The sequence below is a fragment of the Desulfobacula sp. genome (assembly GCF_021107415.1).
In genome coordinates this window covers 41,375-64,535 of the sequence record NZ_JAIOSW010000149.1, presented here as the reverse complement: position 1 = coordinate 64,535, position 23,161 = coordinate 41,375, and the positions used below count along the sequence as shown (strand labels likewise).

The 23,161-nt window shown below is 38.2% G+C and carries 28 protein-coding genes, 2 tRNA genes and 1 riboswitch; of the genes, 12 read left to right on the top strand and 18 right to left on the bottom strand.

All coding sequences use genetic code 11. The features are described from left to right. Nucleotide 1: 1 nt before the first annotated feature. The 8 genes from K8S13_RS08160 to K8S13_RS08125 all read right to left on the bottom strand — a co-directional run bounded on the left by K8S13_RS08160 (nucleotide 2) and on the right by K8S13_RS08125 (nucleotide 6,204). Nucleotides 2–469 (bottom strand): ATPase, T2SS/T4P/T4SS family, encoded by a 468-nt coding sequence (locus K8S13_RS08160; RefSeq protein ID WP_291461835.1) that lies wholly within the window; start codon nucleotides 467–469, stop codon nucleotides 2–4. A gap of 14 nt (nucleotides 470–483) precedes the next feature. Then, nucleotides 484–1,332, bottom strand: a complete 849-nt coding sequence (locus tag K8S13_RS08155; protein ID WP_291461834.1) for an ATPase, T2SS/T4P/T4SS family — start codon at nucleotides 1,330–1,332, stop codon at nucleotides 484–486. After that, nucleotides 1,319–2,491: a hypothetical protein gene (locus K8S13_RS08150; protein WP_291461832.1), complete on the bottom strand. Its 1,173-nt coding sequence runs from the start codon at nucleotides 2,489–2,491 to the stop codon at nucleotides 1,319–1,321. The genes K8S13_RS08155 and K8S13_RS08150 overlap by 14 nt, the downstream gene beginning before the upstream one ends. A 7-nt stretch (nucleotides 2,492–2,498) precedes the next feature. Next, nucleotides 2,499–3,914 (bottom strand): pilus assembly protein N-terminal domain-containing protein, encoded by a 1,416-nt coding sequence (locus K8S13_RS08145; RefSeq protein WP_291461831.1) that lies wholly within the window; start codon nucleotides 3,912–3,914, stop codon nucleotides 2,499–2,501. A 15-nt stretch (nucleotides 3,915–3,929) separates the two neighbouring features. Continuing rightward, nucleotides 3,930–5,027 (bottom strand): Flp pilus assembly protein CpaB, encoded by a 1,098-nt coding sequence (gene cpaB, locus K8S13_RS08140; RefSeq protein ID WP_291461829.1) that lies wholly within the window; start codon nucleotides 5,025–5,027, stop codon nucleotides 3,930–3,932. A gap of 33 nt (nucleotides 5,028–5,060) precedes the next feature. Then, complete coding sequence (locus K8S13_RS08135; protein ID WP_291461828.1) at nucleotides 5,061–5,381, bottom strand: hypothetical protein; 321 nt, start codon at nucleotides 5,379–5,381, stop codon at nucleotides 5,061–5,063. A gap of 115 nt (nucleotides 5,382–5,496) precedes the next feature. Further along, the gene (locus tag K8S13_RS08130) at nucleotides 5,497–6,003 is read right to left on the bottom strand and encodes a prepilin peptidase (RefSeq protein WP_291461827.1); all 507 of its coding nucleotides are present in this window, start codon (nucleotides 6,001–6,003) and stop codon (nucleotides 5,497–5,499) included. A 6-nt stretch (nucleotides 6,004–6,009) separates the two neighbouring features. After that, complete coding sequence (locus K8S13_RS08125) at nucleotides 6,010–6,204, bottom strand: Flp family type IVb pilin (protein WP_291461825.1); 195 nt, start codon at nucleotides 6,202–6,204, stop codon at nucleotides 6,010–6,012. A gap of 236 nt (nucleotides 6,205–6,440) precedes the next feature. Further along, nucleotides 6,441–6,628: riboswitch (cobalamin riboswitch) on the top strand. A 96-nt stretch (nucleotides 6,629–6,724) separates the two neighbouring features. Here K8S13_RS08125 and K8S13_RS08120 point away from each other — a divergent pair. Beyond that, nucleotides 6,725–7,576 (top strand): helix-turn-helix domain-containing protein, encoded by an 852-nt coding sequence (locus K8S13_RS08120; RefSeq protein WP_291461823.1) that lies wholly within the window; start codon nucleotides 6,725–6,727, stop codon nucleotides 7,574–7,576. 177 nt (nucleotides 7,577–7,753) lie between these two features. Here K8S13_RS08120 and selB read toward each other — a convergent pair whose 3' ends face one another. Both selB and K8S13_RS08110 read right to left on the bottom strand, forming a co-directional pair. Continuing rightward, nucleotides 7,754–9,679, bottom strand: coding sequence for a selenocysteine-specific translation elongation factor (selB, locus tag K8S13_RS08115; protein WP_291461822.1), 1,926 nt, complete (start codon nucleotides 9,677–9,679; stop codon nucleotides 7,754–7,756). A gap of 20 nt (nucleotides 9,680–9,699) precedes the next feature. Continuing rightward, the gene (locus K8S13_RS08110; protein ID WP_291461820.1) at nucleotides 9,700–9,873 is read right to left on the bottom strand and encodes a hypothetical protein; all 174 of its coding nucleotides are present in this window, start codon (nucleotides 9,871–9,873) and stop codon (nucleotides 9,700–9,702) included. Between the two features lie 169 nt (nucleotides 9,874–10,042). Here K8S13_RS08110 and K8S13_RS08105 point away from each other — a divergent pair. Together K8S13_RS08105 and K8S13_RS08100 are read left to right on the top strand one after the other, a co-directional pair. Continuing rightward, nucleotides 10,043–10,118 (top strand) — tRNA-His (locus K8S13_RS08105). A gap of 117 nt (nucleotides 10,119–10,235) precedes the next feature. Further along, a complete protein-coding gene (locus K8S13_RS08100) occupies nucleotides 10,236–10,865 on the top strand; it encodes a peptidylprolyl isomerase (RefSeq protein ID WP_291461818.1) in 630 nt (209 codons plus the stop codon). 6 nt (nucleotides 10,866–10,871) lie between these two features. Here the strand turns inward: K8S13_RS08100 and K8S13_RS08095 are convergent, their stop codons facing one another. Together K8S13_RS08095 and mtgA are read right to left on the bottom strand one after the other, a co-directional pair. After that, entirely contained in the window at nucleotides 10,872–12,116 is a 1,245-nt protein-coding gene (locus K8S13_RS08095) for an acyl-CoA dehydrogenase family protein (protein WP_291461815.1), read from the bottom strand. A gap of 22 nt (nucleotides 12,117–12,138) precedes the next feature. Continuing rightward, on the bottom strand, nucleotides 12,139–12,834 hold the full coding sequence (mtgA, locus tag K8S13_RS08090; RefSeq protein ID WP_291461813.1) for a monofunctional biosynthetic peptidoglycan transglycosylase: 696 nt from the start codon (nucleotides 12,832–12,834) through the stop codon (nucleotides 12,139–12,141). Between the two features lie 115 nt (nucleotides 12,835–12,949). Between mtgA and K8S13_RS08085 the strand changes: the two genes are divergently transcribed. The 4 genes from K8S13_RS08085 to K8S13_RS08070 all read left to right on the top strand — a co-directional run bounded on the left by K8S13_RS08085 (nucleotide 12,950) and on the right by K8S13_RS08070 (nucleotide 13,990). Next, a tRNA-Arg gene (locus K8S13_RS08085) sits at nucleotides 12,950–13,026 on the top strand. 210 nt (nucleotides 13,027–13,236) lie between these two features. Next, entirely contained in the window at nucleotides 13,237–13,521 is a 285-nt protein-coding gene (locus K8S13_RS08080; protein WP_291461811.1) for an HU family DNA-binding protein, read from the top strand. A 2-nt stretch (nucleotides 13,522–13,523) separates the two neighbouring features. Continuing rightward, a complete protein-coding gene (locus tag K8S13_RS08075) occupies nucleotides 13,524–13,766 on the top strand; it encodes a YheU family protein (protein WP_291461809.1) in 243 nt (80 codons plus the stop codon). An 8-nt stretch (nucleotides 13,767–13,774) separates the two neighbouring features. Then, nucleotides 13,775–13,990, top strand: coding sequence for a DUF3820 family protein (locus K8S13_RS08070; RefSeq protein WP_291461808.1), 216 nt, complete (start codon nucleotides 13,775–13,777; stop codon nucleotides 13,988–13,990). A gap of 26 nt (nucleotides 13,991–14,016) precedes the next feature. Here the strand turns inward: K8S13_RS08070 and K8S13_RS08065 are convergent, their stop codons facing one another. From K8S13_RS08065 to K8S13_RS08055, 3 genes are all read right to left on the bottom strand, one after another. Then, entirely contained in the window at nucleotides 14,017–14,559 is a 543-nt protein-coding gene (locus K8S13_RS08065) for a YchJ family protein (RefSeq protein ID WP_291461806.1), read from the bottom strand. After that, nucleotides 14,532–15,755: an aldo/keto reductase gene (locus K8S13_RS08060; RefSeq protein WP_291461804.1), complete on the bottom strand. Its 1,224-nt coding sequence runs from the start codon at nucleotides 15,753–15,755 to the stop codon at nucleotides 14,532–14,534. Before K8S13_RS08060 ends, K8S13_RS08065 begins: the two co-directional genes overlap by 28 nt. A 513-nt stretch (nucleotides 15,756–16,268) precedes the next feature. Beyond that, nucleotides 16,269–16,877, bottom strand: coding sequence for a hypothetical protein (locus K8S13_RS08055; protein ID WP_291461803.1), 609 nt, complete (start codon nucleotides 16,875–16,877; stop codon nucleotides 16,269–16,271). Between the two features lie 95 nt (nucleotides 16,878–16,972). Between K8S13_RS08055 and K8S13_RS08050 the strand changes: the two genes are divergently transcribed. From K8S13_RS08050 to K8S13_RS08040, 3 genes are all read left to right on the top strand, one after another. Then, a complete protein-coding gene (locus tag K8S13_RS08050) occupies nucleotides 16,973–17,992 on the top strand; it encodes a WYL domain-containing protein (RefSeq protein ID WP_291461802.1) in 1,020 nt (339 codons plus the stop codon). Between the two features lie 75 nt (nucleotides 17,993–18,067). Continuing rightward, nucleotides 18,068–18,943: a PD-(D/E)XK nuclease family protein gene (locus tag K8S13_RS08045; RefSeq protein ID WP_291461800.1), complete on the top strand. Its 876-nt coding sequence runs from the start codon at nucleotides 18,068–18,070 to the stop codon at nucleotides 18,941–18,943. Beyond that, a complete protein-coding gene (locus K8S13_RS08040) occupies nucleotides 18,943–19,539 on the top strand; it encodes a hypothetical protein (RefSeq protein ID WP_291461798.1) in 597 nt (198 codons plus the stop codon). Before K8S13_RS08045 ends, K8S13_RS08040 begins: the two co-directional genes overlap by 1 nt. A 586-nt stretch (nucleotides 19,540–20,125) precedes the next feature. Here the strand turns inward: K8S13_RS08040 and K8S13_RS08035 are convergent. Together K8S13_RS08035 and K8S13_RS08030 are read right to left on the bottom strand one after the other, a co-directional pair. Next, nucleotides 20,126–20,329, bottom strand: coding sequence for an SEC-C metal-binding domain-containing protein (locus tag K8S13_RS08035; protein ID WP_291461796.1), 204 nt, complete (start codon nucleotides 20,327–20,329; stop codon nucleotides 20,126–20,128). Between the two features lie 231 nt (nucleotides 20,330–20,560). Further along, nucleotides 20,561–20,767: a dodecin family protein gene (locus K8S13_RS08030; protein WP_291461795.1), complete on the bottom strand. Its 207-nt coding sequence runs from the start codon at nucleotides 20,765–20,767 to the stop codon at nucleotides 20,561–20,563. Nucleotides 20,768–20,979: 212 nt separating this feature from the next. On the opposite strand from K8S13_RS08030, the gene K8S13_RS08025 reads away from it, so the two are divergent. Continuing rightward, nucleotides 20,980–21,906: a homocysteine S-methyltransferase family protein gene (locus K8S13_RS08025; protein WP_291461794.1), complete on the top strand. Its 927-nt coding sequence runs from the start codon at nucleotides 20,980–20,982 to the stop codon at nucleotides 21,904–21,906. Between the two features lies 1 nt (nucleotide 21,907). Continuing rightward, a complete protein-coding gene (locus K8S13_RS08020; RefSeq protein WP_291461792.1) occupies nucleotides 21,908–22,240 on the top strand; it encodes a hypothetical protein in 333 nt (110 codons plus the stop codon). A gap of 73 nt (nucleotides 22,241–22,313) precedes the next feature. Here K8S13_RS08020 and K8S13_RS08015 read toward each other — a convergent pair whose 3' ends face one another. Then, nucleotides 22,314–23,153 (bottom strand): D-amino acid aminotransferase, encoded by an 840-nt coding sequence (locus tag K8S13_RS08015; protein ID WP_291461790.1) that lies wholly within the window; start codon nucleotides 23,151–23,153, stop codon nucleotides 22,314–22,316. Nucleotides 23,154–23,161 lie beyond the last annotated feature (8 nt).

Here is a 23,161-nt window from a genome sequence, read left to right as displayed (position 1 = left end):
ATCAGGATATCTCCGTTACATCACTGAACATTTCAGGATCAAGTGCTATACCAGACAACCTGATATGCTCTGCGGCTTTTGGTATGTGACCTTTTCCCCTGAAACAGCCCATCACCCTGTCATTTTCACCAATACCGCTTTGGTCAAAAGAAAAAACAGACTTCTCAACAATGGTATTATCCAGGACACCTGTCACCTCGCAGATATGGGTTATCCTGCGTTTGCCGTCCGTCAGCCTTGTAATGTGCACAATTAAATCAATGGCGCTGGCAATCAGGGTTTTTAGTGCTTTTTCAGAAAATGAAATATTACTCATGGATGCCATAACTTCAAGCCTTGAAATAGCATCTTTTGAGGAATTGGCATGCACAGTGGACATAGAGCCTGGATGCCCGGTATTCATTGCCTGGAGCATGTCTATAACTTCAGCGCCCCTGCTTTCTCCCACAATGATTCTGTCCGGTCGCATTCGAAGACTGTTTTTTACACCCCTTTTCCTTCTATGTTTGCGGGCCTGGACTCAAGCCTGATCACATGGAATTGATGGAGCCTGAGTTCAGCACTGTCTTCTATGGTGATGACCCGCTCGTTTTCCGGGATATCCTCTGAAAGCACATTCAGCAAAGTGGTTTTTCCTGCTCCTGTACCGCCGGAAACCAGGATATTAAGTTTTGAGCGGATAGCTGCTTTTAAAAAAATCATCATTGCTTTACTCATGGACTGTTTTTTCAACAAATCACCCATTGTCAGTCTGTTGTTACCAAATTTCCTGATGGAGAGCATGGGGCCGTCCAGGGCCAGGGGGGGGACAATCACATTGACCCTTGAGCCGTCCGGCAACCGTGCATCTACCATGGGAGAAGCCTCATCAACACGCCTGCCGACAGATGTTACAATTTTATCAATAATATGCATCAAATGTTTGTCATCCCGGAACCGGGCATGTGTGGGATAAAGCAGACCGTCTTTTTCAACCATAACCTGGTTATGGCCGTTTACAAGGATATCCTGAATAGTATCGTCCTCAAGAAAGGTCTGGAGAGGACCGAAACCGATAATTTCATGGATCAAGTCAGACACAAGTCCGGCACGTTCTTTCATGTTCAGAGGCAAGGCTTCTTTGTGGGTAATTTCATTGAGGATATTACGGATGACTGTGGCAAGTTCTTTTTTGGAAAGATCAGTTACCGTATCCAGATCCAGCTGGTCAACAAGTGAGAGATGAACCTTTGCCTTTATGGCATTATACCGCTCATGGTTCATATTACCCAGGTCAAAAAATTGTTGACCATTGGCTTGTTCTGTTGAATTGATCCGTTTACTTAATTTCATTTTTTTTCTTAAACAGCAGGTTTTTCCATTTTTTTTCAGGCACGGGTTTTATGCCGGTTAAACCGGCAGCCATTTGATTGATCTGCTGATTGATCCTGCTGTTTTTTGCAACACTGTTCAGGGTTGCACCTTTGTTGGCAGCCTGGATAAATAATGGATAATCATTTTCCAGGACAAATGATATTTGCCCGCTTAAGATACGTTCCAGGTCTACAATTTTAAATTCGTTTTTTTTCAGATGCCGGTTAAGAACAATGTTCAGGCCATCAGGCTTAAAATCAATTTCATTTAAGAATTCAATCACTTTTTGAACGCTTTTGGCCGAAGGGATACTCTGCTGTACCATAACCAGCAGGCGATCTGTGCATGGCAATAATTTTAAAGTCCGTTCGGAAAAATCATGGGGACTATCCACCACAATATAGTCAAAATATCCTTTAAGCAGTGAGATCATATCAAAAATATCCTGGCCCGAAATGCTGTCCGAATCATTAATTTCTTCAGGTGTGGTCAGAACGAAAAATCCGCAATCATGGCGAAAAAGCGATGAAAACAGCAATTGCTTATCCATCCTGTCCATGTCCCCGACAAGATCATATGGGGTGAATGACGGAACAATGTCAAGGTAACTTGTTATATCCCCCATAAACAGATTCAAGTCCAGGAGCAGGATTTTCCCCTTTGTAATATCATAAATATGGTCTGCAAGATTTATGGCCAGGGTTGTCACTCCAAGGCCGCCTTTAAGGCTGAACACCGTGAATACTTCAGCTTTCTGTACCATGCCGGAGGATCGCTTCAGACCGTTTTTCACACACGCGGCCACGTCTGCTCCGGTAAATCCGGGAATAAGAAAATCAGTTGCCCCGGTCCTGAAGCCTTCCAGTATTATGTCAGGGTCTTTTCCGTCATCAATCAGAAAAACCATGGTGTCCGGCTCTTTTTTCAACATGAGCCCGACAATTTTCATGCAGTCTTTAGCGTTTGTGGTAACGTCCATAAATACCATGCCGGGTTTGTGATTTCTCAAGTATTGATATCCATCTGATAACGTCTCAATGGTTTTAACGATCTCAACAAAAGAAATAAGACCTGTGATGATTTTGTTCTGAAAGTTTTTGCTGGTGTTGACAATGATACCTGTGAGGTTTTGCTCCATGATAACCCTATTTTATAAATCCTGTTTTTCCTTTAAATACAGCTTGTTTTTCATCGGATTCTTCTGAACCCTCAAATTTGTTTTTAATAAAAAAATCTATGTCACTGATTTTAGTTTTTATTTCTTTTCCTGGAAGGCCGGGAACTTTTTCTTCTTCCATGGCCCTGACTATGGTTGGGGTAACCATGATCAGAAGTTCAGTTTCAGAGTGATTGGTCTCCTTGCTGGTAAAGGCTGTTCCAATAAAGGGGATGTCACCTAGGAAAGGAATTTTGTTTACGGTCTGATAAAAATTTTCCTTTAAAAGCCCTGCCATGGCAAAGGTCTGACCCGACTTTAACTGCAGGGTGGTATCGGCCTTTCGTGTAGCAAGCCCCGGCACGGTAGCGCCACCTGCTGTTACTCCAAGGGAAAAATCAGGATAACTGACTTCAGGAGAAACTTTCAGAGTAATCACTTCCCGGTCAATAATATACGGGGTAAATTTCAGAATGACGCCATAGGGGATATTTTGAATGCTGATGCTGCCGCTGTCACCCTGAACCGGAACCGGGAATGAGCCGCCCACCTGGAATTCAGCCTCCTGTCCGTTCATGGTTACGAGCGTGGGTGTGGCAAGTGAGCGGGCAAGTCCCTGGCCTTTTAAAAGACTGATCATTGCAAGCCAGTTGTATTTTGTTGCGGTTAAGGCAATTTGAAATGCATTGCCAAAAGGGGTAGAGAGGTTATCGCTGGCTGTTACCAGTACAGTTGATGCATTTTCTTGAGTTGTATCCGTACCCTTGGGCTGACCTTTAAAAAGACCGATTCCAAGGTTTTGGCTCATCCGTGAAAAATTGAGACCCATCTGTTTTAAACCGGATTTTGAAATTTCAGCAATCACCACCTTGAGCTGGACCTGCTGGGATCCTGTTAAGCGAATCAAATTATAATATTTAATATTAAAACTTTCCACAATTGTCAGAATCTGGTTAAGAACTTCCTGGCTTGCCACGCTGCCTTTTAAAAGAATGGTTTCTTCTTCCGGGGCCACGCCTGCACCTATAATATCTATTTTTATCTTTGGGGCAATGGTGGAGATCCTGTCCTTGATTGCTGTTACAATCCATGGTCGTATGGTTGTATAAACTATTATATCATATGCTATAATAGTTTTTTCATCATACCAGATAATCAGGCTTGTTGATCCTGATACTTTTGCCTTTGACACCACCAGAATCTGGGTCGGTGTCAGCATAGTCACATCCGCAATTTTAGGATCTGCCACAGAAGCCCTGATAATGGGTTTTTCTGTTTGCAGAAGATATGAATGATGCACCTCTATGGATATGGTTTCACCAGCCCTGGCATAGGTACACGAGGCAGCATGCCATAGAAATAATACCATACAGACAAAGCCGGTTATTTTCATCAGTCTTTTCAATCCATATCTCCTAAATCATTCATCATCATAAAATTTTCTGGGATAGGCTTTAGTACCCTTGACTATATTAATAATACGATAGGACTTCTTGTCCTTCAGCACCAGGTCGCTGAAAATTTCCCCACTGGTTGCAACTTTTTTATTATCCCCGGGGTTTCTTAAAATCAGTCGTATGACAGCACTGTTAGAGGCATCTGTAATTACTGCTATTTTTTCAGCGTCCTTTGGAGATACCATCAGGGTAACCCTGGAGACAGGCTTTGTTTTTTTTACGGCATGACCCGATTGCGGGTCAGTTGAAATAACCATTACATTCTGCAGCAGAATTTTGGATGATTTCCTGGAATTAAACACCTCACCTTTTGTTCCAACTGCCATATTCCCCTCGTTTGTTGAAAAACGAGCCACTTTAAAAGACATGATAACATCCACTTTGTCGCCCGGGTTTAATTTTCCGCAGATACTATCTTTATTGTTGACATTAAGGCTGATTGCCCGCATGCCTGGCAGAATCCGTACAGCCGGGTCAGAGTCCGGCTCCCCTTCCCTTATAGTGCCGGTTTCAGATGTATAAATTATTGACCCCGCTGTCTGAAGATCAGTATCATCCTGGTTCCGTAAAACAAGTCGAAGCATTGCTGCTTCATCCACAGATGACAACAAAACAGCCTGATCCAGACTGACCAGAAGTTGAAGTGTCCAGTTTTTTTTCTTTTTTGTTATTCTGTCGGTTAATTCTTTCTTAAAATAGGCATCTTCAATATCAAAAATTATGACATTCTGAAGAACAGCTCTTGCAATTTTCCCACCCATGGTGCCGTTGAGATCGGTCACGGCAATTACATCAACACGGTCATTTTTTTCAAGCACCCGGGTGGCACCTGAGACTTCATCAACCTTGATGGAAACAATTCGTTTGCCTTTGGGAATGGAATCGGAAAATATTTCAGGAACAGGCTCCACCTGTTTTGTTTCTTTTACAGCTTGTCTTTCTTCTTTGGAAACCGGCTGCGGGACTGGCTTCTGCCGGGTGAACACAGAGTACCCTAAAACTGCCAGTATCCCCATAAACAATGAAAACAAAATTGCAATAATTGTTTTTGCATTAAACATGAGATATTACCTCTTTATCGGGTATCATAAAAATCAGGGAAATGACATCAGGGAAAAGGCACCGATTTTTTGAGGAATCATGGCTTTCGGCAAATATCCGGTTAAGGGGTTATAAACAAAGTCCTTAACTATAACCTCAAGGTATTGGTAGTCTTCATCCACATCAACTGTATTTTTTTCTGAATCCTTGCAGTTCACTTCTATATCTTTTTTTTCCAATTTATTGAGCCAGAAGTATTCTTGAACCATTTCCTTTGCAATCTCTCTGGGATCCTGAAATTCATCATCGCCGGAATCGATCCAATATTTTACTTTAACACCGGTCCTGGCACCAGTTGCAACGGCATTTTCCAAAACAACAAGATTTGTCAGGTACCAGCCATAGTCCAGAAATGCAAAAAAAAAATCAGCCAGACGGGTAATAAAATGGCAAACTCAACAGCTGCCGCACCTTTGTTATTATTAATGCTCAAACACAGCCTCCCAGAACACAATAAGTCATATATCCAAATACGATAGGACATGTATAGGCAATTGTATTGGATGAAGGTATTGATACTTGTTTTCCATTGGCGGGCAGGAACATTAAAGATCTCATGGCCACGGGGACAAGGCTTATCTTTTTTATTTGTAAAATCCGCAATAGCGAAATAATACCTCCGAAAATTGCAGAATATAAAAAAATCCAGAGAATTGCATAAGCCCCTAAAATTGCACCAATAGCCCCGAAAAGTTTGACATCCCCCCCGCCGGTATACCCCAGGATATAAGGAACCATAAAAATGCAAAGACCTGTTGCAAAACCTTTAAAGGCTATGATTCCGCCCTGTAACATGCCGAATATTGTCATGTTAAGTAAAAAACCAACACAGACAAAGGATATAGTCAAAAAATTGGGAATTTTTCTGAACAACAGATCTGTGTACAAAGCTGCACACAGTAATAACCCGGCTGATATGGCAATAACCTGTGCCATATATATTTATTCGGTCTCACCAAGTTTGGTTGTAACGGATTCAAGCTTATCGGCAAGTGCGGTAAAAAGGTCACTCAGTTTCTCACTGAAAGCCGTTAGTCCGGTTACAATCACCGCTGCCATGATACCAGCAATCAAACTGTACTCTATTGCAGTTGCCCCGGACTCATCCTGCCAAAGCGATTTTAGAAATTGTTTCATTTTTATGCTTACCTAAAATAGTTCATAGCTCTCTTCAAATTACTCTTTCTTTTCCTTGTAATACCGGATCTGAATTATTAATGCTTGGACTTTTTTGCTAAAAATTTGGATTTTTTTGCGCGAATGCCTAAATAGATGAAATTATTAGTATAAGCACTTGAAAAGATAGAAAAATTCGTATCGTATCGTTTTTTTTCCTTCTATTGACATTTTACGAAATAATCTCTATGTTTCATTCTAAAATATGGATTACAGGTACTCAAGTATTTGAGATAATGGGAACATTGTTAAATGCAATGACGGACCCGCCGCTGTAACCGGGGATGAACGCTGTAATAATGTCACTATTTTTTTTAAAATGGGAAGGCGCAGTAAGTAATAGGATCCGGAAGTCAGAAGACCAGCCTGTATGAGTTGATGATCATAGGGAAGCGATCATTAAATCAATATAAGTGGATTAAAAACGGAAGTCCAGGCAATATTATTTTGCCCGGGCTTTTTTTTTGGGGGAGGGGGGCATATGAAAATCCTGCACGTTATTACGGATTATCCGCCTTTTAATACTCTTGGTGATGATATACTTAAAAATATAATTAATAATGAATTCAGGCATACAACAATACCGCCTTACATATTGATCACAGAGAAAAATCAAAAAATTAATCAAATCGGATATATATGTTCGGGTAATATTGATTTATTATCCGCCACGGAAAATGGATTTATGGTCCGAAAAGGTTCCATATGCCAAGGCGATTATTTTGGGGTTGAATCCATATTTAATAGTGGGGTTGCATTATTTGACGAACTGACCACCGAGCATGTTGAATGCTTTACCATTGAAAAGGAAAAATTTGTCAAAATTATTACACGGCATTCTGGTTTAAAAAGTTTTTTTGTGAATATTCTGTATGAAAAATTAAAAAAATATTTATGGGACCCTTTTTTGGAGATGCAACCTCCGCAGGATGGGAGCTTTAAAAAAGATAGCATACGAATCAATAAATCAATAGCTTATATTGACTCTAATTACATGATCTGCATTACCCTTGATGATATTGCCAAGGTGACCGGATTGAGTAGATTCCATTTTAGCAGGATTTTTAAACTGGCAACCGGGCATACCTTCAAAGATTACTTGAATATTAAGCGGCTGGAAGCTGCTAAGAAGCTTTTGAAGTTTCCGGAAATCAATATTTCTCAGGCCTGTTATTCTGTTGGCTTCAATGATGTATCTTATTTTTCAAGGACATTTAAGAAGTATGAGGGAATCAATCCCTCTTCCTATAGAAAAAAAGAATTAGAAAAATCCTATTTAGGGGATAAAAGTTGCAACCACCTTAACTGGGGAACCCCAGCGGATAAAACTTAAAAACGACTGGCAGACACCTGAATACCCAGAATCCATGATGGATGCCAATATTTTGGCTGTAGAAGGCGAAAGAACATCAAAAAAGATATGTAAAAAGCCGTATCTCTTTTACCGGAAGATAAGTTTTTTAGGGTCTGTTCTCAACAACAAGCAGGGATAATCTATACGTACTTAATTTTACGGAATTTCGGTTTTCCTTCTTAACTGTCTTGTGTCTTCCACCCGGATGGTCAGGTTTATGGAGTCAAAGTATTCAATTAAGGGGATGACAAACTTTCTGGACACAGCGGTCATGTCTTTAAATTCAGGTGTGGTGATGGATTCATTTTCTTTCAAGAATGCGATCAGCTTTTGCTCAAGCTTTTTAATTTCCCCGGCAGCAAAGTAGAGATCATCTTTCGTTTTAACAATGGATTTCTCATTGATCAGCATATGGAGAACATCTGTGGCATTTTTTTTATCAATATCAAGATCCTGGCAGATAGTTCTGAAAAACGGTGGTGTCAACCCGGATGTTTGATAGATTTTTTTGATTTTTTCTTTGACTTCATGCTGATCCACCTGGAGCGCCACTTCATGGGTAGATAATTTTACAATATTTTTATCCAGAACAATGAGGTTTTCTTTAGATAGTTTTGTAAAAAGAATATTAAAAAACTTTGCATCATCAATATACTGGAACTTGGATTTAAGCTCCTGGGTCGGCATGCCGTCCTTTAACGGATTGTCGGCATGAAAGGCGTTTAGTTTTTGGATAATTTTTTCTTTAAAGTCATCAAAGAAAGAACCGTTAACATAAATTTGTTTTTCTTTATCAATCTGGACAACCTCTTGTCTGGCAAGCATTTTCTGCAAACTTGCCGTCAGTTTTTTGTCCGCAAGATTGGTCATGACACGAAGTTTTGAAAAGGACAATCCCTGGTATCCTTTTAAGGATAGAAAGAATGAAATGGTTTGTTCATTATCATCCAGTAACAGATTTGTAAGTCCCTGAATGACATTTTGATCAAACAGTTTGTGTTTTTGGGAGGCTGGATTTAATATGGCACCGCCGCCAATGGTTTTTATGGGTGAATAACTTCGAATTACATACCTGTCATCCTTGATACAGCAGACAGGCGATTCAAGCCGGAACTGAACACAGGCCTCGTCTCCGGGCAACAATTCTTCTCTGTCAAGCAGTATCAGATATCCCAGTATTTCACTGGTCCCGGAATGAAATCTTATTCTGGTTCTGTTTTTAGCCGGCTTTCCATTGCTTTTTAAATAAAGGAAATGGGCATCCACCATATAGCTTTCAATCAAGGTGTCAGGTGTGGACAATATATCGCCGCGGTTTACGGATTCCTTGTCAAGCCCCTGGAAATTAATGGCGGTTCTTGTGCCCGGACCTGCCGTATCAACACCTGAACTGTGAACCTGGATTCCCCTTACTTTAGAGACAATTTTTTTGGGATAAACCATGATCTCATTCCCGACATTGATACTGCCAGACGTCAGGGTTCCCGTAATCACCGTGCCAAACCCTTTCATTGAAAAGACCCGGTCCACCGGCAGTCTGAAAATAGAGGAAAATTTTCTTGCAGGAAGAAGGGTGCAAACGGTTTCAAGGGTTTTAATAAATTCATCAAGCCCTTCATTTGTAACAGATGAAACAGGACAAATCGGCTTGTCTTCAAGAAAAGTGCCCTGTACAAAATCATTGATATCTTCAAGGGCAAGCTCTAAGAGATCTTCATCCACCATGTCTATTTTGGTCAGGGCAATTATGCCATGTTCAATCCCCATGAGATTGCAGATCTCCATATGTTCCCTGGTCTGGGGCATAACACCCTCATCTGCTGCAATTACCATTGTGACCACATCAATTCCACTGGAACCGGCTACCATATTTTTAACAAATTTTTCATGGCCCGGCATATCCACGATGCCGATATGCTGCCCATTGGGAAGATCAAGTAAGGCAAATCCCAGTTCAATGGTAATTCCTCTTTCCTTTTCTTCTTTGAGCCGGTCTGTTTCAATCCCTGTCAACGCCTTGACAAGGCTTGTCTTTCCATGGTCAATGTGTCCTGCTGTCCCTAAGATGATATTTTTTTCCAATTGGTAAAAAGTCCTAAATTTTATTCTTGTTTCTTTTTTCTGAAAAGCGCTATGCCATAAGCCAGGGCTACCAAAATAAGTCCTGTGACAACCCCATGGTAAATTCCCCATTCCGGCCTGAACAGCCGGATAAGGAAGATACCGAATACAAGACCTAAAATAAGCCTGACAACAAATATTAATAAAGCATTCATAAATAAAATCCCTTTAATGAAATATTTTATACGAAAAGGATAATAGTCAAACAACACCGCAAGGTCAATGTAAAATAGATGAAATATAAAAGCTATGCCTGAATTCGGCTGCATGAAAAAACTATTGAAAAACTGATCTAATTCTGATAATTAAGGAAAGTTTTTTGCGGTGGGTGTAGCTCAGTTGGCAGAGCGCTAGGTTGTGGTCCTGGATGTCGAGGGTTCAAGCCCCTTCACTCACCCCATTTTTTTCTAAACTAAGTAGAAAAATTTGTCATTAACGCCCGAACTCAAGTGCATTGAGCGTCGGGTTTTTTTGATTATGGAGAAAGTCAAAATCGATTGCGAAAGGAGACGGTACAATGATTTCAACCAAAAGAATTTTTGTAATATCTATTTTTTTATATCTGCTTTTAATACCTTGTCTTAGCTTTTCCCAAGAGTCCTCCCAGGATCTCAAGGACGGGTTATATGCTCAATTTGATACCAATAAAGGACAGATTATTGCTATCCTCTATTACAGCCGGGTTCCCATTACTGTCATGAATTTTGCAGGACTTGCCCAGGGAACAATTGCTTCCAGCCAGGGGTCTTCAAAAAAATATTATGACGGGCTTATTTTTCACAGGGTGATCAAGGATTTTATGATCCAGGGCGGTGATCCTACAGGAACCGGCAGGGGAGGCCCCGGCTACCGATTTCCTGATGAGTTTGTGAACGAGTTAAAACATGATTCTCCCGGGATTCTTTCAATGGCCAATGCAGGCCCCGGAACCAATGGCAGCCAGTTTTTCATTACCCATAGGGCAACCCCCTGGCTTGATAATAAACATACGGTTTTTGGAAAAGTGGTTAAAGGCATGGATGTGGTCAATAAGATTGAAAAAGGTGACAAGATTAATACGCTGACCATTATCAGGATCGGAGAAAATGCCAATGCCTTTAAAGCAGACCAGACAAGCTTTGATACGGCCTTAAATAAAGTTAAGTAGCCACCATCATTCATAAATTTTTTCGTCGGGAGCAAATGCTTCCAAAGAATCATTTTCAATATCCCGGGTTAAAGCCTTTGGTTTGTTTTTCTGATATTCCATATACCATTCATGGGCGATAATCATTGACATTACTTCATTTGAGCCAGTCCAGATTGTGGCAAGGCGCAGGTCCCGAAAAATTCTTTCAACCGGATATATGTTTGTATATCCGATACCACCCATTACCTGCATGGCATTATGAACTACTTTCTGACAGGATTCAGTTACAAACTTTTTGGATTCTGAAACCATTCTTCTGATAACGGCAGGCTCGATGGCCCCGTCAACAGCTTTGCTTGTTGTGTAGATCATGGAGCGGGAAGCATCAAGAAGCATTGCTGCTTCTGAAACCTGGAAACTTACTCCCTGAAAATTATTAATTGTTTTTCCAAAGGCTTTTCTTCTTGTGGTATATCCTGTTGCAACTTCAAGTGCAGGTCTTGCAGCACCAATTGTCATTGCCGCGGTTCCAAGACGTTCAGGAATCATCAAAGTATTAAATACTTTTATAGCTCCGTGAAGCTCTCCCACAATGTTTTCCTTTGGAATTTTAACATCCTTAAATACAAGTCTTCCGGCTCCCCCGCCCCGGCATCCCATTAATCCATATAAATATTCAACATTAACTCCCGGTGATTTGTCCACAATAAAGCAGGTTAGTGATTTATGGGGTTTTGCATCAGGGTCTGTCTTTGCGTAAACCAAAAAATAATCTGCGCCTTCAGCACCCACAATAAAACGCTTCTGTCCGTTTAGCAAAAAATAATCCCCCATATTTTTTGCTGTGCTTGTGGCTCCAAAGAAATCAGAACCTCCCCGTGGTTCAGTTAAACATTCAGCAGCAAATATTTCTCCCGCAAGAAGTGGTTTTACATATTTTTCTTTTTGTTCATCAGTTCCATGGATAATAATGGCATCACATATAAGTTCTGCTCCAACTCCAAAAATACAGGCAAAAATATAGCCAAGAGTTCCGATTTCTTCCATAACTGCAGCAGTAGCAACCCAGTCAAGGTTTCTTCCACCCCATTTCTCAGGATATCTGCAACCCATTAAATTCCTTTTTCCAGCTTCTGCCAGAAATTCTTTCGGGAACTGAATTTTATCAGCATCCATATCAATAATCATCTGTTTTGGAACCCATTTCACAAATTCCCTTGCTTCATCTCTGATTTTTATAGCTTTTTTAGACAAAAGAAAATCAAACATTATTTTTCCTCCTTTATTTTTTTTACAGCAACGGCATCAGATGCATATCTTTCATGATCTGTTTCTGCCGGGTTTTAAGATATGGGGTGGGGCGCCTGACAGACCATCTATGCGGGTTTGGCAAAATAGCCGTCATTAAGGCGGCCTGGTCAGGAGTCAGATGTTGAGCACTTTTTGAAAAATATTTTTGTGAAGCTGCTTCGGCACCGGTGACGTGCGTTCCCCAATCCACGGTATTTAAATACATTTCGAAAATTCTATGTTTATCCCAGAATAGTTCGATCAAGATTGTATAATAAATCTCTGCCATTTTCCTGAACAGACTTCTGCTGGATAACAGAAATACGCTTCTGGCTGTCTGCATACTGATGGTACTGGCCCCTCTTAATTTTTTCTTTTTAATTAGATTTTTTAAAGCATTTTTTATTTCATTGAAATCAAATCCGTTGTGGGATAAAAACCGCTGATCTTCAGCAGCAATGACAGCCCTTCTCAGATGTGGCGATATGGCCTCAATTTTTTTAAAGTTATATTTCGGACGCTTTTCGGGTTGCTTTTTAATGATGGATTCAGCCCATTCCCAAGCCACATTAGGGGTAAATGGCGGGTTGATGAATTTCAATGCCAATACCTGAACGATGGTAAAGCAAAACAGGAATAATACAATTTTAAATACTATTTTCCATATCCAGGCAAAAATTGTCTTTCTTTTCTTCATTTCACTTTTGAGTTCTACTTTTAATGCAGATCGTTGTCAATTCCAAATCAGGACTTATAATACCATTGCAGAAATGATGTCATTGTGATATCTAATACCGACTTCACAAACCTGTGCGCCCGTAGCTCAGCTGGATAGAGCGCTGGACTTCGAATCCATAGGCCGCCCGTTCGAATCGGGCCGGGCGTACCACTAATACCAAGGTTTTTCAGCTTTTAGATGGAAACCTTTTTTGCTCCAATTCCGAAATTTTACACATATTTTACACGTATTTTGTTTTCAATAGTCTAACAAATCCTATGTTCTGTTTAAAAGAAGGATAATAGCTATTGAAAATATCCCAGAAATTTTATACAGATAGTGTAAAATTATAACTACATAAAATCATTGGGGAAAATTTAATTGAACAAACTCGAACTGATCCAAGCCGTTAAAGAAAAATGCCGTTTGACAAAGGATGAAGCCGCTGAAGTAGTAGATACATTCTTTTCTGAACTGACCGTTGCTCTTGCCAATGGAGACAGAGTTGAAATCCGTGGTTTCTGCTCTTTCTTTATCAAGGAATATAAAAGCTACACCGGCAGGAATCCTAAGACTGGTAAAAAAGTAACAGTTGCTCCAAAGAAACTGCCTTTTTTCAAGTGCGGCAAAGAGCTGAAAGAAAAAGTTGATTATCCTGCAAATTAATAATGACTGCTGTTAAAATTCTATATGATCAACTAAGCCCAGAAGCACTTCAAGGTGTCATTGAAGAGTTTGTGACCCGGGATGGTACTGACTACGGAGAAATTGAAATTCCCCTGGAAACAAAAATCTCCCAGGTGCTTGGGCAGCTTAAATCCGGCAAAGCTGTTATTGTTTTTGACCATGGATCTGAAACTTGTGCTATTTTGGAAAGTGATAATCCTGTTTTGATGGATATTGAAGATTAAATTTTAAAATGGCTGAACTTATTCAACCTGACGAAGAAGCATTCATTGCTCTTGCAACTACAAAAATGCCATTTGGTAAATATAAGGGAATGCGTTTAGTTGATCTTCCGGAACGATATCTGATTTGGTTTTCACAGAAAGGATTCCCAGAAGGTAAACTTGGAGAAATGTTACAGGCTGTTTATGAAATCAAGCTTAATGGTCTCGAATATCTTTTCAAATAGCCTTTGAATCAGATTGTTGAAAGACATCATTTGCCATGGCATTTTTTATACTTTTTCAAGCTCCCACACCAGCATAGTTCATTACGATTAATTTTTATAGGGTCAAGCAAAACGCCATCAAAATAATACCATTGTCCATTCTCATAGATAAATTTTGAATTCTCATGTAATTGTTCTATCTCACTATTTTTATAAAAGGCAGCAAATTCCACATATCCAATCCCTTGGTTGATTTGAGTTTTATCTGTTTTCAATACTTTCAAGCCAAGCCACTGGGTTTCATGAATTGTTTGAGCCAATATCTCACGCTCATTTAGCTGGCGCTTGGAAGGATGATGGGTTGAAATTAAATACTCAATATTTTTTATACAAAAAGCAGAATATCTTGATCTCATCAACTGCTCTGGAATTTCAGGTTTTAAATTTCCGGATATAAAGGGATAACAGCACTCTTCATAGAGTTTTTGACTTCTACAGTAACAAGTTGCTTTTTTGTTATTGTTTTCCAATATACATTCCATCATATTCCAAAGTGCAAATACTACCCGTTCTTTCTCAATATGTTCCAACGTTTAAATCCAAATATTGCCTTTGCTATCTTCAACATCATCCTGAATTGAAATCCTTCAAACTCATTGGTCACATCTTTTAAGCTATCTATTATTGGAAGACCTTGAGGACAAACCTTTTCACACTCGCCGCACTCTTCGCACAATGAAGCATAAGATGGTTTGTTGGACAATAATCCTCCACACATTCCAAGATAAAATAGTTTCGCATTCTTTTTATCATCAAACATATGATAATCGTTATAAAATTCAAAGCAAGTTGGGATATTAACACCCGATGGACAGGGCATACAATATCCACACCCAGTACAACCGACTTTCATAAATTTGCGATAGAGTTTTTCAGTTTTTGATACTATCTCAAGATCCCTTTGGGACATAGATTCTGGTAAAACTTTGTTAGCTATTTTAATATTCTGGGTAATATGGTCTTCATTATTCATTCCTGACAATACAGTAGTGACTTGGGGGTGATTCCATATCCATTCTAAAGACCATTCAACTGGTTTTCTTTTTGTCTCTGATCCTTCCCATATCTCTTTTATTTGTTTAGGGGGGTTTTTTGCAAGATTTCCACCACGTAATGGTTCCATTATGATTATACCAACGTCTTTTTCGCTGGCATATTCTAATCCTTTTTTTCCAGCCTGACTCTTTATATCAAGGTAGTTGTATTGAATTTGACAAAATTCCCAATCGTAGGAATCAATAATTTTTTTAAAGTCCTTTCTTTTACCATGAAATGAAAACCCTGCATTTCTAATTATTCCATCTGCTTTAAGTTTAGAAAGGAATTCAAGCACTCCAAATTCTAATAATTTTTTAAAAAATTCTCCATTCAAAGCATGTAAAAGATAATAATCAATGTAATCGGTTTTAAGCTTTTTTAGCTGGGCTGATATGAGTTTATCCATATCTTCGCTTTGGTTAACTGACCAAGGGGGAAGTTTTGTGGCTATGTTTATTTTTCCCCGAAGTCCTTCTTCACTAAGAGCTTTTCCAAGAAAAGTTTCACTCGCACCCATATGATATGGCATGGCTGTATCGAAATAATTCACGCCTTCATCAATGGCCATTAAAAGCTGTTTTTTAGCTCTTTTTTCATCAATACCACCTCTTTTTTCAGGTAAACGCATGCAACCAAAACCAAGGATTGATATCTCTTCCCCTGTCTTTGGTATTTTTCGATATTGCATAGAGATCCCCCTGTTGAATTGATGGTTTTTAAACTTTGTAATCCTCTTTTTCTTATATGATTTCTTTCAATGCTTCAAATAATGCCCGACAGTGAACCGCATATCTTCGTCCAAATCATCTGTGCCGGATAAAAGATGTCATTAGTCTGTCCTTAAAACGATTAGAGTCAAATTAATAAATAGATGGGTCTTATTTTTTTTTTAACAAAATCAATCAGTTTTGTATATTGAAAATACTTATCCGTAATATAATAATAACAGTTCAAAATACAAATCTTACTTCTGACTTTCTTCGGGTGTTGCCCAAAGGATAAATATTATCAATGTGCCAAGACAACCTTGCTTAACAGGTTTATTGATGAATTATCAAAATTTGATCTTGTTTTTGAAAATGCTCTTGCAATAGGGGCAAAAAATATTAAGCTGGCAATTCCGATATTTTTTATAAAATTTCTTTTTGTCATGATTTGCATAATCATTACCTCTTTTCTTTAAAATTATTAGGATACAATTTTATAATTGAACATCTTCCTCATCCATGTCATCTGCATCATCCTCATCCCATTCAATCTCATCATTTTCATCCTTTTCTGATTCAATACCTTCCAGGGTCTCTTTAGCCGCTTGAGATACATTAATATCTGGATCTTCAGTTAATTTCTTAATAATGAAACCTGAAGCTTCGTCGCTACTTGCCAGCTCATACCTTACTGATGGGTCTGCCTGTGTATAAAACTTTTCACATAACCAATCCCTTTCACAAACCTCATAATTTTCTGTTAAATTTTGAATATTATCCACCATGTTGGTTAAAATTTCTGAATCTCCTATGTTTATAAAACGTTCGATATCTTCTTTGGTCATATTAGAAATAAAATTATTTTCTCTGCTCATGGTTCTCATAACCTCTACCTGAGCATCAGACAAAAGAAGTTTAACTGTTTTTCGGTGAAGATTATCTTGCAATGCAATATTAGATCTTGTCTCAGTTGACGGAGATTGAGCCAATTCATGGTAGATATCCTTGATCTTTTCGCAATCATTCAGAGCATAGGATATTTCATTTAACTCTCTGTGACCCAATTCTAAAGTTATGTTATTGATAATAAGTTTTGCTTTCATGTTTTATCCCCTTTTTTTTATTGTTTAATTTATAATAACATGGCAGTATTCCATCTTATGGAATGACATTTCACTTTTCTAAAAGGGGAAACTTCATGTCTAAAAAAATCGACCCTGATAAAGACCATGGACAAAAGGTTATAAAATTATTTTTTAAGTTATTTTTCTCTCCCTATGAATATTCTTTGACTGAGCTTGCAAGAGAATTGGAATGCTCAAAGCAGACGATAGGCCGTATTGTTGACAAAATTAACAGTTCAACTGAAGGAATCAAGATAGAAGATTTCATTAAAGATAGAAGGCGAGTCTTTAAGATCAAGAAAGAAAAAATCCCTGCAAAAGCGATGAATTTAAGTCAATCTGAATATGGACTTTTACAAATGTGCTGCTCGTTTACAAAGCATTTAATTGGAAAAGATACATTTGAACAGGCAGCGAGTGCATTAGGTAAGAGTCAAGTGCTGATAAAGGATAGGAAAACGGTATCTTCCAAGCATTTTGGTGCTTTTATACCAGGCACGATTGATTATTCTGGACACCAGCGAATTATTAAAGACCTGATAATCGCAATGGAAAATAGGAAGGTTTGTAAAATCACTTACAAATCTATCTGGAATAAAGACCCCACAATCTTTTGTATAAAACCTTTGAAACTATTTTCAAAAGAAGATACCATATATTTACATGCTCAAATGGCGAAGACACCTGGCAAAATTTATAAGGCACCTAAGTTTGATCCGTTGTTGGTAATTCATAGAATTGTGGCACTTGAGATCACAAAGGCATCTTATAAATTCCCAGATAACTTTGATTTTGAAAAAGCATATAATCAAACCTTTGGAGTTATGAAAGATGATTCTTTTCAAGCAAAGGTGGAATTTTATGGATACGCTGCTAAACATGTTAGAGAACGAATTTGGAGTCATGATCAACAAATAAAAGAGAAAAAAGACGGTAAGATTGAATTAACCTTTACTGCGACATCTGATATTGAAGCTCTCTCTTGGTTACTTTCATATGGTCATGAGGCACGGGTGTTTGAACCTGATTGGTTTGTTGAAAAAGTGCGAATGGAAGTTAAGAAAATATTTGAAACAAATAACTTGCACAATTAAATATTTTTGTTACTCACAACTAAGACTTCAATAAAATCGCTGATTACATATACAGATTGCTTATGGAAAATAAAAATGAATTTTAATCATAGTATATTCAAACAATTCATAAAAAGTATTCCCTGCCCGGATGATACAATATATTCCCAAGCGTTCTCACTTGATAATAAAAACTTAAAATTTGCAACACCGATTTTATCAAAATTTCCCCATACTTCTACTAAAGAAATAAAATGGCAGGATCAAGACTTATCAAGCATTGTTAATAGAATTAATATTAATCTAAAATATAGTGCAAAAATGATCTCAAAGAATTTCTGCAATTTGGGGACTGATATATGCACTGAACATTTATCTACATCGACTCAATATGTCGGAGAGATTTCCAACCCTAATCATGGTTTAGCATTAGTAAATAAATTATATATTCCAAAATTGAATGAAAGACAGGTTACAGAAGGGATCGCTTTGTGCCTAAATGATAGTGATAAAATATGTACATTCAAAAGAGTGCTGACTTTTCTAAAGGCACTCCCAGTATCAAAGGATTTTATAAAGGCCTTTGAGGGTATGACTAATCGTGAAAAGTCCACAATAAAAGTAGAATCAGAGGTTGTTACGAAAAAGAACAAGCGTATTGACATATTAATTCACTGGGAATCAGCAAACAAACCATATGGAATAGCAATAGAGGCTAAGTTTGATCATAAAGTAACTAAAGGACAATTACCTCCTTATAAAAAGTATTGTATCGACAATTTTGAGGATAGATACAAGCTAATACTTCTTACAAACCAAGGAGATTACAATAAAATAAATAAAGATTGGAAGCCCTTAAGTTGGTTGAGTCTTTTAATTCGTTTGGAGAAGGGTTTGAAAAAATGGAATTGTGATGATAGTCGTTTCTCGTGTTTCCGTTCAATGCTATGGAAAAAAATTGGAGGTGTTTAATGGCAGAGAATCAAATAGTTGTTCCCGAAACCATTCAGTTTTATTATGAAAGACCAGTCAACTGGGAGGCAATAGATATAATTATTAATACAAAGGTGCCACCTAAAGATTCAAAATGGGAAGAACTACATGAATTTTACACAGCTCAGTTAGCTGCAAAAAAAACGCAATATGATTTTTGGTGTTTCATTAACGAAATCTGTAAAGTTCTTTGGGATGATAAAGTAATAAGGCTTAATAATTTTTTTGAAGTGGACAATGTTGATTATAACGGTGAAAATCGTTTAGAAAAAGTATGGTCAGATAGCCAGATATACAAAACTTATAATATTGAAAGTAATTACCAATTCTGCTTTGGTTGTTATATTGAATCAGAAAAAGGGCTTTCTTTATGGTGCTATCTTCAAGAAAACCAAGATGAAAAATATCCTTCGAGCACTTGGGAGCTAAGCGACAAATGGAATCCTGATCCTGAAGATGATGTAAGAAATACAAGCAAAATGTTACCTATTGTTAGTAACACAAATTTCAACTTACAGCCATTACATGAAGCCACCGATGAAATCATGTATATACTAAAAGGAGTTATAAAATAACTGAAAGTAAGTTTACGAATCGCACAAACAAAACTTGTTCAACCCTTTAAACCAACTTTTTAGGAAGTACATAGGAAGTAGACAGCATCTTCAGATAGGTATTTTAGGGTACTTTTAGGTACGATCAGGTTTTTTGATAAATCTTACAACTATTTGTAATTACTAATATTTGTAGTGTTTTCCTGCACTTACTCAATTTGTTGTTATGGCCTCTCACACCGGAAACCGGGGTTCGATTCCCCGTGGGATCACCATATCAAAGAAATAATATTGTTATTTTTAATTGCAGGTTATATGCTATAACTAATGGAAACTGATGAAAATATTCATTATTGGATTGACCATATTAAAAGGTTGAGAGAATGGATAAAAATAAAGCTTCAAAAATATCACTTTTGAATAAATTTACACCTTTTCACTGTGCCTGAATTGTGCCTGTCAAGGTCAAAAATTTCTGCCATGTTTCCAAAACAGAAACCGCATAAATCTTTTCTTGTCTTGGTTCTAACAAATGAAGATTAGACCCGGGAAAGTTCATATTAAAAGCAGTTTTAAAACCCATACAGAGTTTTTATCATTATTTTCCTCAGCCGAAAACTGGTCCACATGACTTTTTAACAGACGCTTTTTTTTTAAGATTAGGATGTTCCTTGAAATAAAGTTTGTCCTTGGCAAGATGACATTTTTTGTATTTTACTCCACTACTACACCAGCAGGGATCATTTTTTCGTGGTAATATTGCAGGCGGTACCTGTTCTTTATTGTTAAAAAGCTGACTGAACCAACCCATATAAAATGCTCCTATTTTTGAAAAAAGTCACAATTTTGATAATAATAAGTTGAGCATTGATTTTGTAAAGGCTTAATGCCCAAAGTTTGTTACGTGGATTAAAAAAATAAAATTATGATTTTTAAACTGGGATAGGGCCGGGCGTACCACTATTATCAAAGGTTTTTGGCTTTTTTTGAAGTACTTTTTAAGATAGGGGTTCCCTACCTTAAAAAGTATCGGATTTTTTAATTATTCAAGCTTGAATGAGACTTTTAATTTGGTACGGTAACCAACAATCCTATTATCCTCCAAACGCATATCCATCATAATAACCTCAGCTACGCGCATATCGCGAACAGATTTGTCAACAGCTGTAACAGCTGCCTTTGCAGCATCTTCCCAAGAAATTTCAGAAAATCCTACAACTTCAATTATTTTGTAAACGCTTTTTTCCATGACAATCTCCTTTCAAAGGTTAAAATTAGTTTGGCATAATCTTAGCCGAGTGCAAAAAATATTTACACCTGTTTATAATGATACAGATATCCAACCGGTTTGCATAGCTATTTTTATAAAAGATTATTGATATTGCAAAACTGATAAAATTTCAATAATATAATCGGCCAATTGCAACTTGCTTAGGATAATAGCTTATAATAGATGTATGCGTGGAAAACATTCAGGGGGAAGGAGAACAGTCAGGCATGGATATTCTTGAAAAGGTTCGAAAAGAGGGTCTTATTTTTGATGGTGCCATGGGATCGATACTTATCAGTAAAGGCATTACAGGCGTAGAAGCACCTGAACTCTGGAATTTAAAGCATCCTGACGTCATCATGGAAATACACCGGGCCTATTATGATGCCGGCTCGGATGTGGCAAGTGCCAATACATATGGCGTATCTGCCATAAAATTAAAGAAAATGGGTGTTACCCAAAGTGTGGAAGATGTGAATCGAGCCGGGGTCCGGATTGCAAGAGAGGTCTGCGGCAAAGGGCAGTATGTTGCAGGGGAATTGGTCTCCCTTGGAGACATGCTTGAACCCGCGGGGCCTGTTTCGTTTGATGAAGCTGTGGATTGTTTTGCCCAGCAGGCCGGTTTTCTTGAAGATGAAGGAGTGGATGTTTTCCTTATTGAAACTATTTTTGATATTAACATTGGGTTGGCAGCCATAAAAGCGGTCCGGTCTGTATCTGAAAAACCGGTTTTTTGTTCCCTGACCTTTAAAAAAATGAAAAAAGGTTTTTTTACTATTTTTGGGAACAATCCCGAAGACAGTATGAAATCACTGGTTGATGCCGGTGCCTCGGCCGTCGGGGCCAATTGCTCAATGGGGAGCCAGACAATGATTGACCTGGCCCATGAAATTAAAAAGAGTGTGGATGTTCCGGTGATCATTCAACCCAATGCCGGTATGCCAAAGACAGGAAAAGACAACGTTGTTTTTTATCCCGAGGATGAAATCTTTTTTGCAGACAGTATTAAAAAAATCAGAGAGCTTGGTGTGGAAATCGTTGGCGGCTGCTGTGGTACAACACCGGAATACATTAAAAGATTAAAGAAATTATTTAAAAAAAAGGAGTATCATACGTAAAATGGTCAACGTTGAAATATCGAGTGGTATTTGTGGATTCACCACCACGGTCCATGCTGAGGATAAGACGGGTTATAAGGCCTCTTTCAGGTTAGAGAGTGAGTGTCCCAACTGGAAAAAAGTCGATGACATTCTGGGGGGAAAAGTGTTGAATATGATGACCGAACTGTTTAAGGATAAAGAGACAGGAATCCTTAATTCCCAGGTATTGGATGTTTCTTTGAAAACGATTCCCCATGTATCATGTCCTGTGATATCCGGTATTTTAAAGGCATTGGAAGTGAGCGTCGGCCTGGCACTGCCCAAAAATGCTGCCATAACATTTAAAAAATAGCACCTTTTCACTTATGCTGCCCGTCATTGTCTGACGGGCCATGATCTTTCCAGTTTGATGTTTTGGTTTGATTTTATTCGGCTTTTTTCCTTAAACCTTTGTACAGCTTTTGGGTGATCTCTCCTCGTTTACTATCGCCTATTGATTTGCCGTCAATTGCTTTTATACCCAGAATTTCAGTAAGTGTTCCGGTTAAAAAGGCTTCATCAGCAGAATAGATATCGGTTTTTAAGAGAAATTTTTCCTCAACTTTTATCCCCAGATCTTTGGCAAGGTCCTTTACTACCATTCGTGTTATTCCGGGAAGAATGTTTTTTGTCAAAGGATGGGTTATAAGCTCTTCATTTTTGATAATAAAAAAGTTAGAACTGGTTCCCTCTCTTACTATCCCATCCTTTGAGACAAAAATTGCATCAAAGGCCCCCTGGGCTTTTGCTTTCTGTTTTGCCATGGCATTGGGAAGAATCTGAACTGTCTTGATGTCACAGTTTGACCATCTTTCATCCTGTACGGTAATGATGTCTACTCCTTGTTCCCGAAGTTTGGAAGGAATTTCTTTAACGTTTTTTATGGTCATGATGACCTGGGTTTTCATATCTTTATCCCAGGCATGATCCCTTGGAGCAACGCCCCTTGAAATTTGAATATAAAGCCCTGCTCTGGTGATTTCAGCCTTTTCAAAAAGTTCCAAAACGGCAGTTTCAATAAAGTTTCTGTCTATTGCTGGAAATAACAGACCTTCCATGGAACGCTGAAGCCTGTCAAGGTGCTCTTTCATGCAAAACATTTTTCCATTGTAACTTGCTATGAATTCATAGACAGCATCTCCGAACTGATATCCCCTGTCCTCAATGGGTACAAGTGCTTCATTAAGGGGAAGTGTTTTTCCGTTTAGATAGGCCAATTCAGGCATGTTAAACT

Bases quoted from the DNA above. Each gene is read 5' to 3' on its own strand.
- K8S13_RS08160 (WP_291461835.1), bottom strand. From the start codon at position 469: ATGCGACCGGACAGAATCATTGTGGGAGAAAGCAGGGGCGCTGAAGTT.
- K8S13_RS08155 (WP_291461834.1), bottom strand. From the start codon at position 1,332: ATGAAATTAAGTAAACGGATCAATTCAACAGAACAAGCCAATGGTCAA.
- K8S13_RS08150 (WP_291461832.1), bottom strand. From the start codon at position 2,491: ATGGAGCAAAACCTCACAGGTATCATTGTCAACACCAGCAAAAACTTT.
- cpaB (WP_291461829.1), bottom strand. From the start codon at position 5,027: ATGTTTAATGCAAAAACAATTATTGCAATTTTGTTTTCATTGTTTATG.
- K8S13_RS08130 (WP_291461827.1), bottom strand. From the start codon at position 6,003: ATGGCACAGGTTATTGCCATATCAGCCGGGTTATTACTGTGTGCAGCT.
- K8S13_RS08125 (WP_291461825.1), bottom strand. From the start codon at position 6,204: ATGAAACAATTTCTAAAATCGCTTTGGCAGGATGAGTCCGGGGCAACT.
- K8S13_RS08120 (WP_291461823.1), top strand. From the start codon at position 6,725: ATGAAAATCCTGCACGTTATTACGGATTATCCGCCTTTTAATACTCTT.
- K8S13_RS08110 (WP_291461820.1), bottom strand. From the start codon at position 9,873: ATGAATGCTTTATTAATATTTGTTGTCAGGCTTATTTTAGGTCTTGTA.
- K8S13_RS08100 (WP_291461818.1), top strand. From the start codon at position 10,236: ATGATTTCAACCAAAAGAATTTTTGTAATATCTATTTTTTTATATCTG.
- K8S13_RS08095 (WP_291461815.1), bottom strand. From the start codon at position 12,116: ATGTTTGATTTTCTTTTGTCTAAAAAAGCTATAAAAATCAGAGATGAA.
- mtgA (WP_291461813.1), bottom strand. From the start codon at position 12,834: ATGAAGAAAAGAAAGACAATTTTTGCCTGGATATGGAAAATAGTATTT.
- K8S13_RS08075 (WP_291461809.1), top strand. From the start codon at position 13,524: ATGACTGCTGTTAAAATTCTATATGATCAACTAAGCCCAGAAGCACTT.
- K8S13_RS08070 (WP_291461808.1), top strand. From the start codon at position 13,775: ATGGCTGAACTTATTCAACCTGACGAAGAAGCATTCATTGCTCTTGCA.
- K8S13_RS08060 (WP_291461804.1), bottom strand. From the start codon at position 15,755: ATGCAATATCGAAAAATACCAAAGACAGGGGAAGAGATATCAATCCTT.
- K8S13_RS08055 (WP_291461803.1), bottom strand. From the start codon at position 16,877: ATGAAAGCAAAACTTATTATCAATAACATAACTTTAGAATTGGGTCAC.
- K8S13_RS08050 (WP_291461802.1), top strand. From the start codon at position 16,973: ATGTCTAAAAAAATCGACCCTGATAAAGACCATGGACAAAAGGTTATA.
- K8S13_RS08045 (WP_291461800.1), top strand. From the start codon at position 18,068: ATGAATTTTAATCATAGTATATTCAAACAATTCATAAAAAGTATTCCC.
- K8S13_RS08040 (WP_291461798.1), top strand. From the start codon at position 18,943: ATGGCAGAGAATCAAATAGTTGTTCCCGAAACCATTCAGTTTTATTAT.
- K8S13_RS08035 (WP_291461796.1), bottom strand. From the start codon at position 20,329: ATGGGTTGGTTCAGTCAGCTTTTTAACAATAAAGAACAGGTACCGCCT.
- K8S13_RS08030 (WP_291461795.1), bottom strand. From the start codon at position 20,767: ATGGAAAAAAGCGTTTACAAAATAATTGAAGTTGTAGGATTTTCTGAA.
- K8S13_RS08020 (WP_291461792.1), top strand. From the start codon at position 21,908: ATGGTCAACGTTGAAATATCGAGTGGTATTTGTGGATTCACCACCACG.
- K8S13_RS08015 (WP_291461790.1), bottom strand. From the start codon at position 23,153: ATGCCTGAATTGGCCTATCTAAACGGAAAAACACTTCCCCTTAATGAA.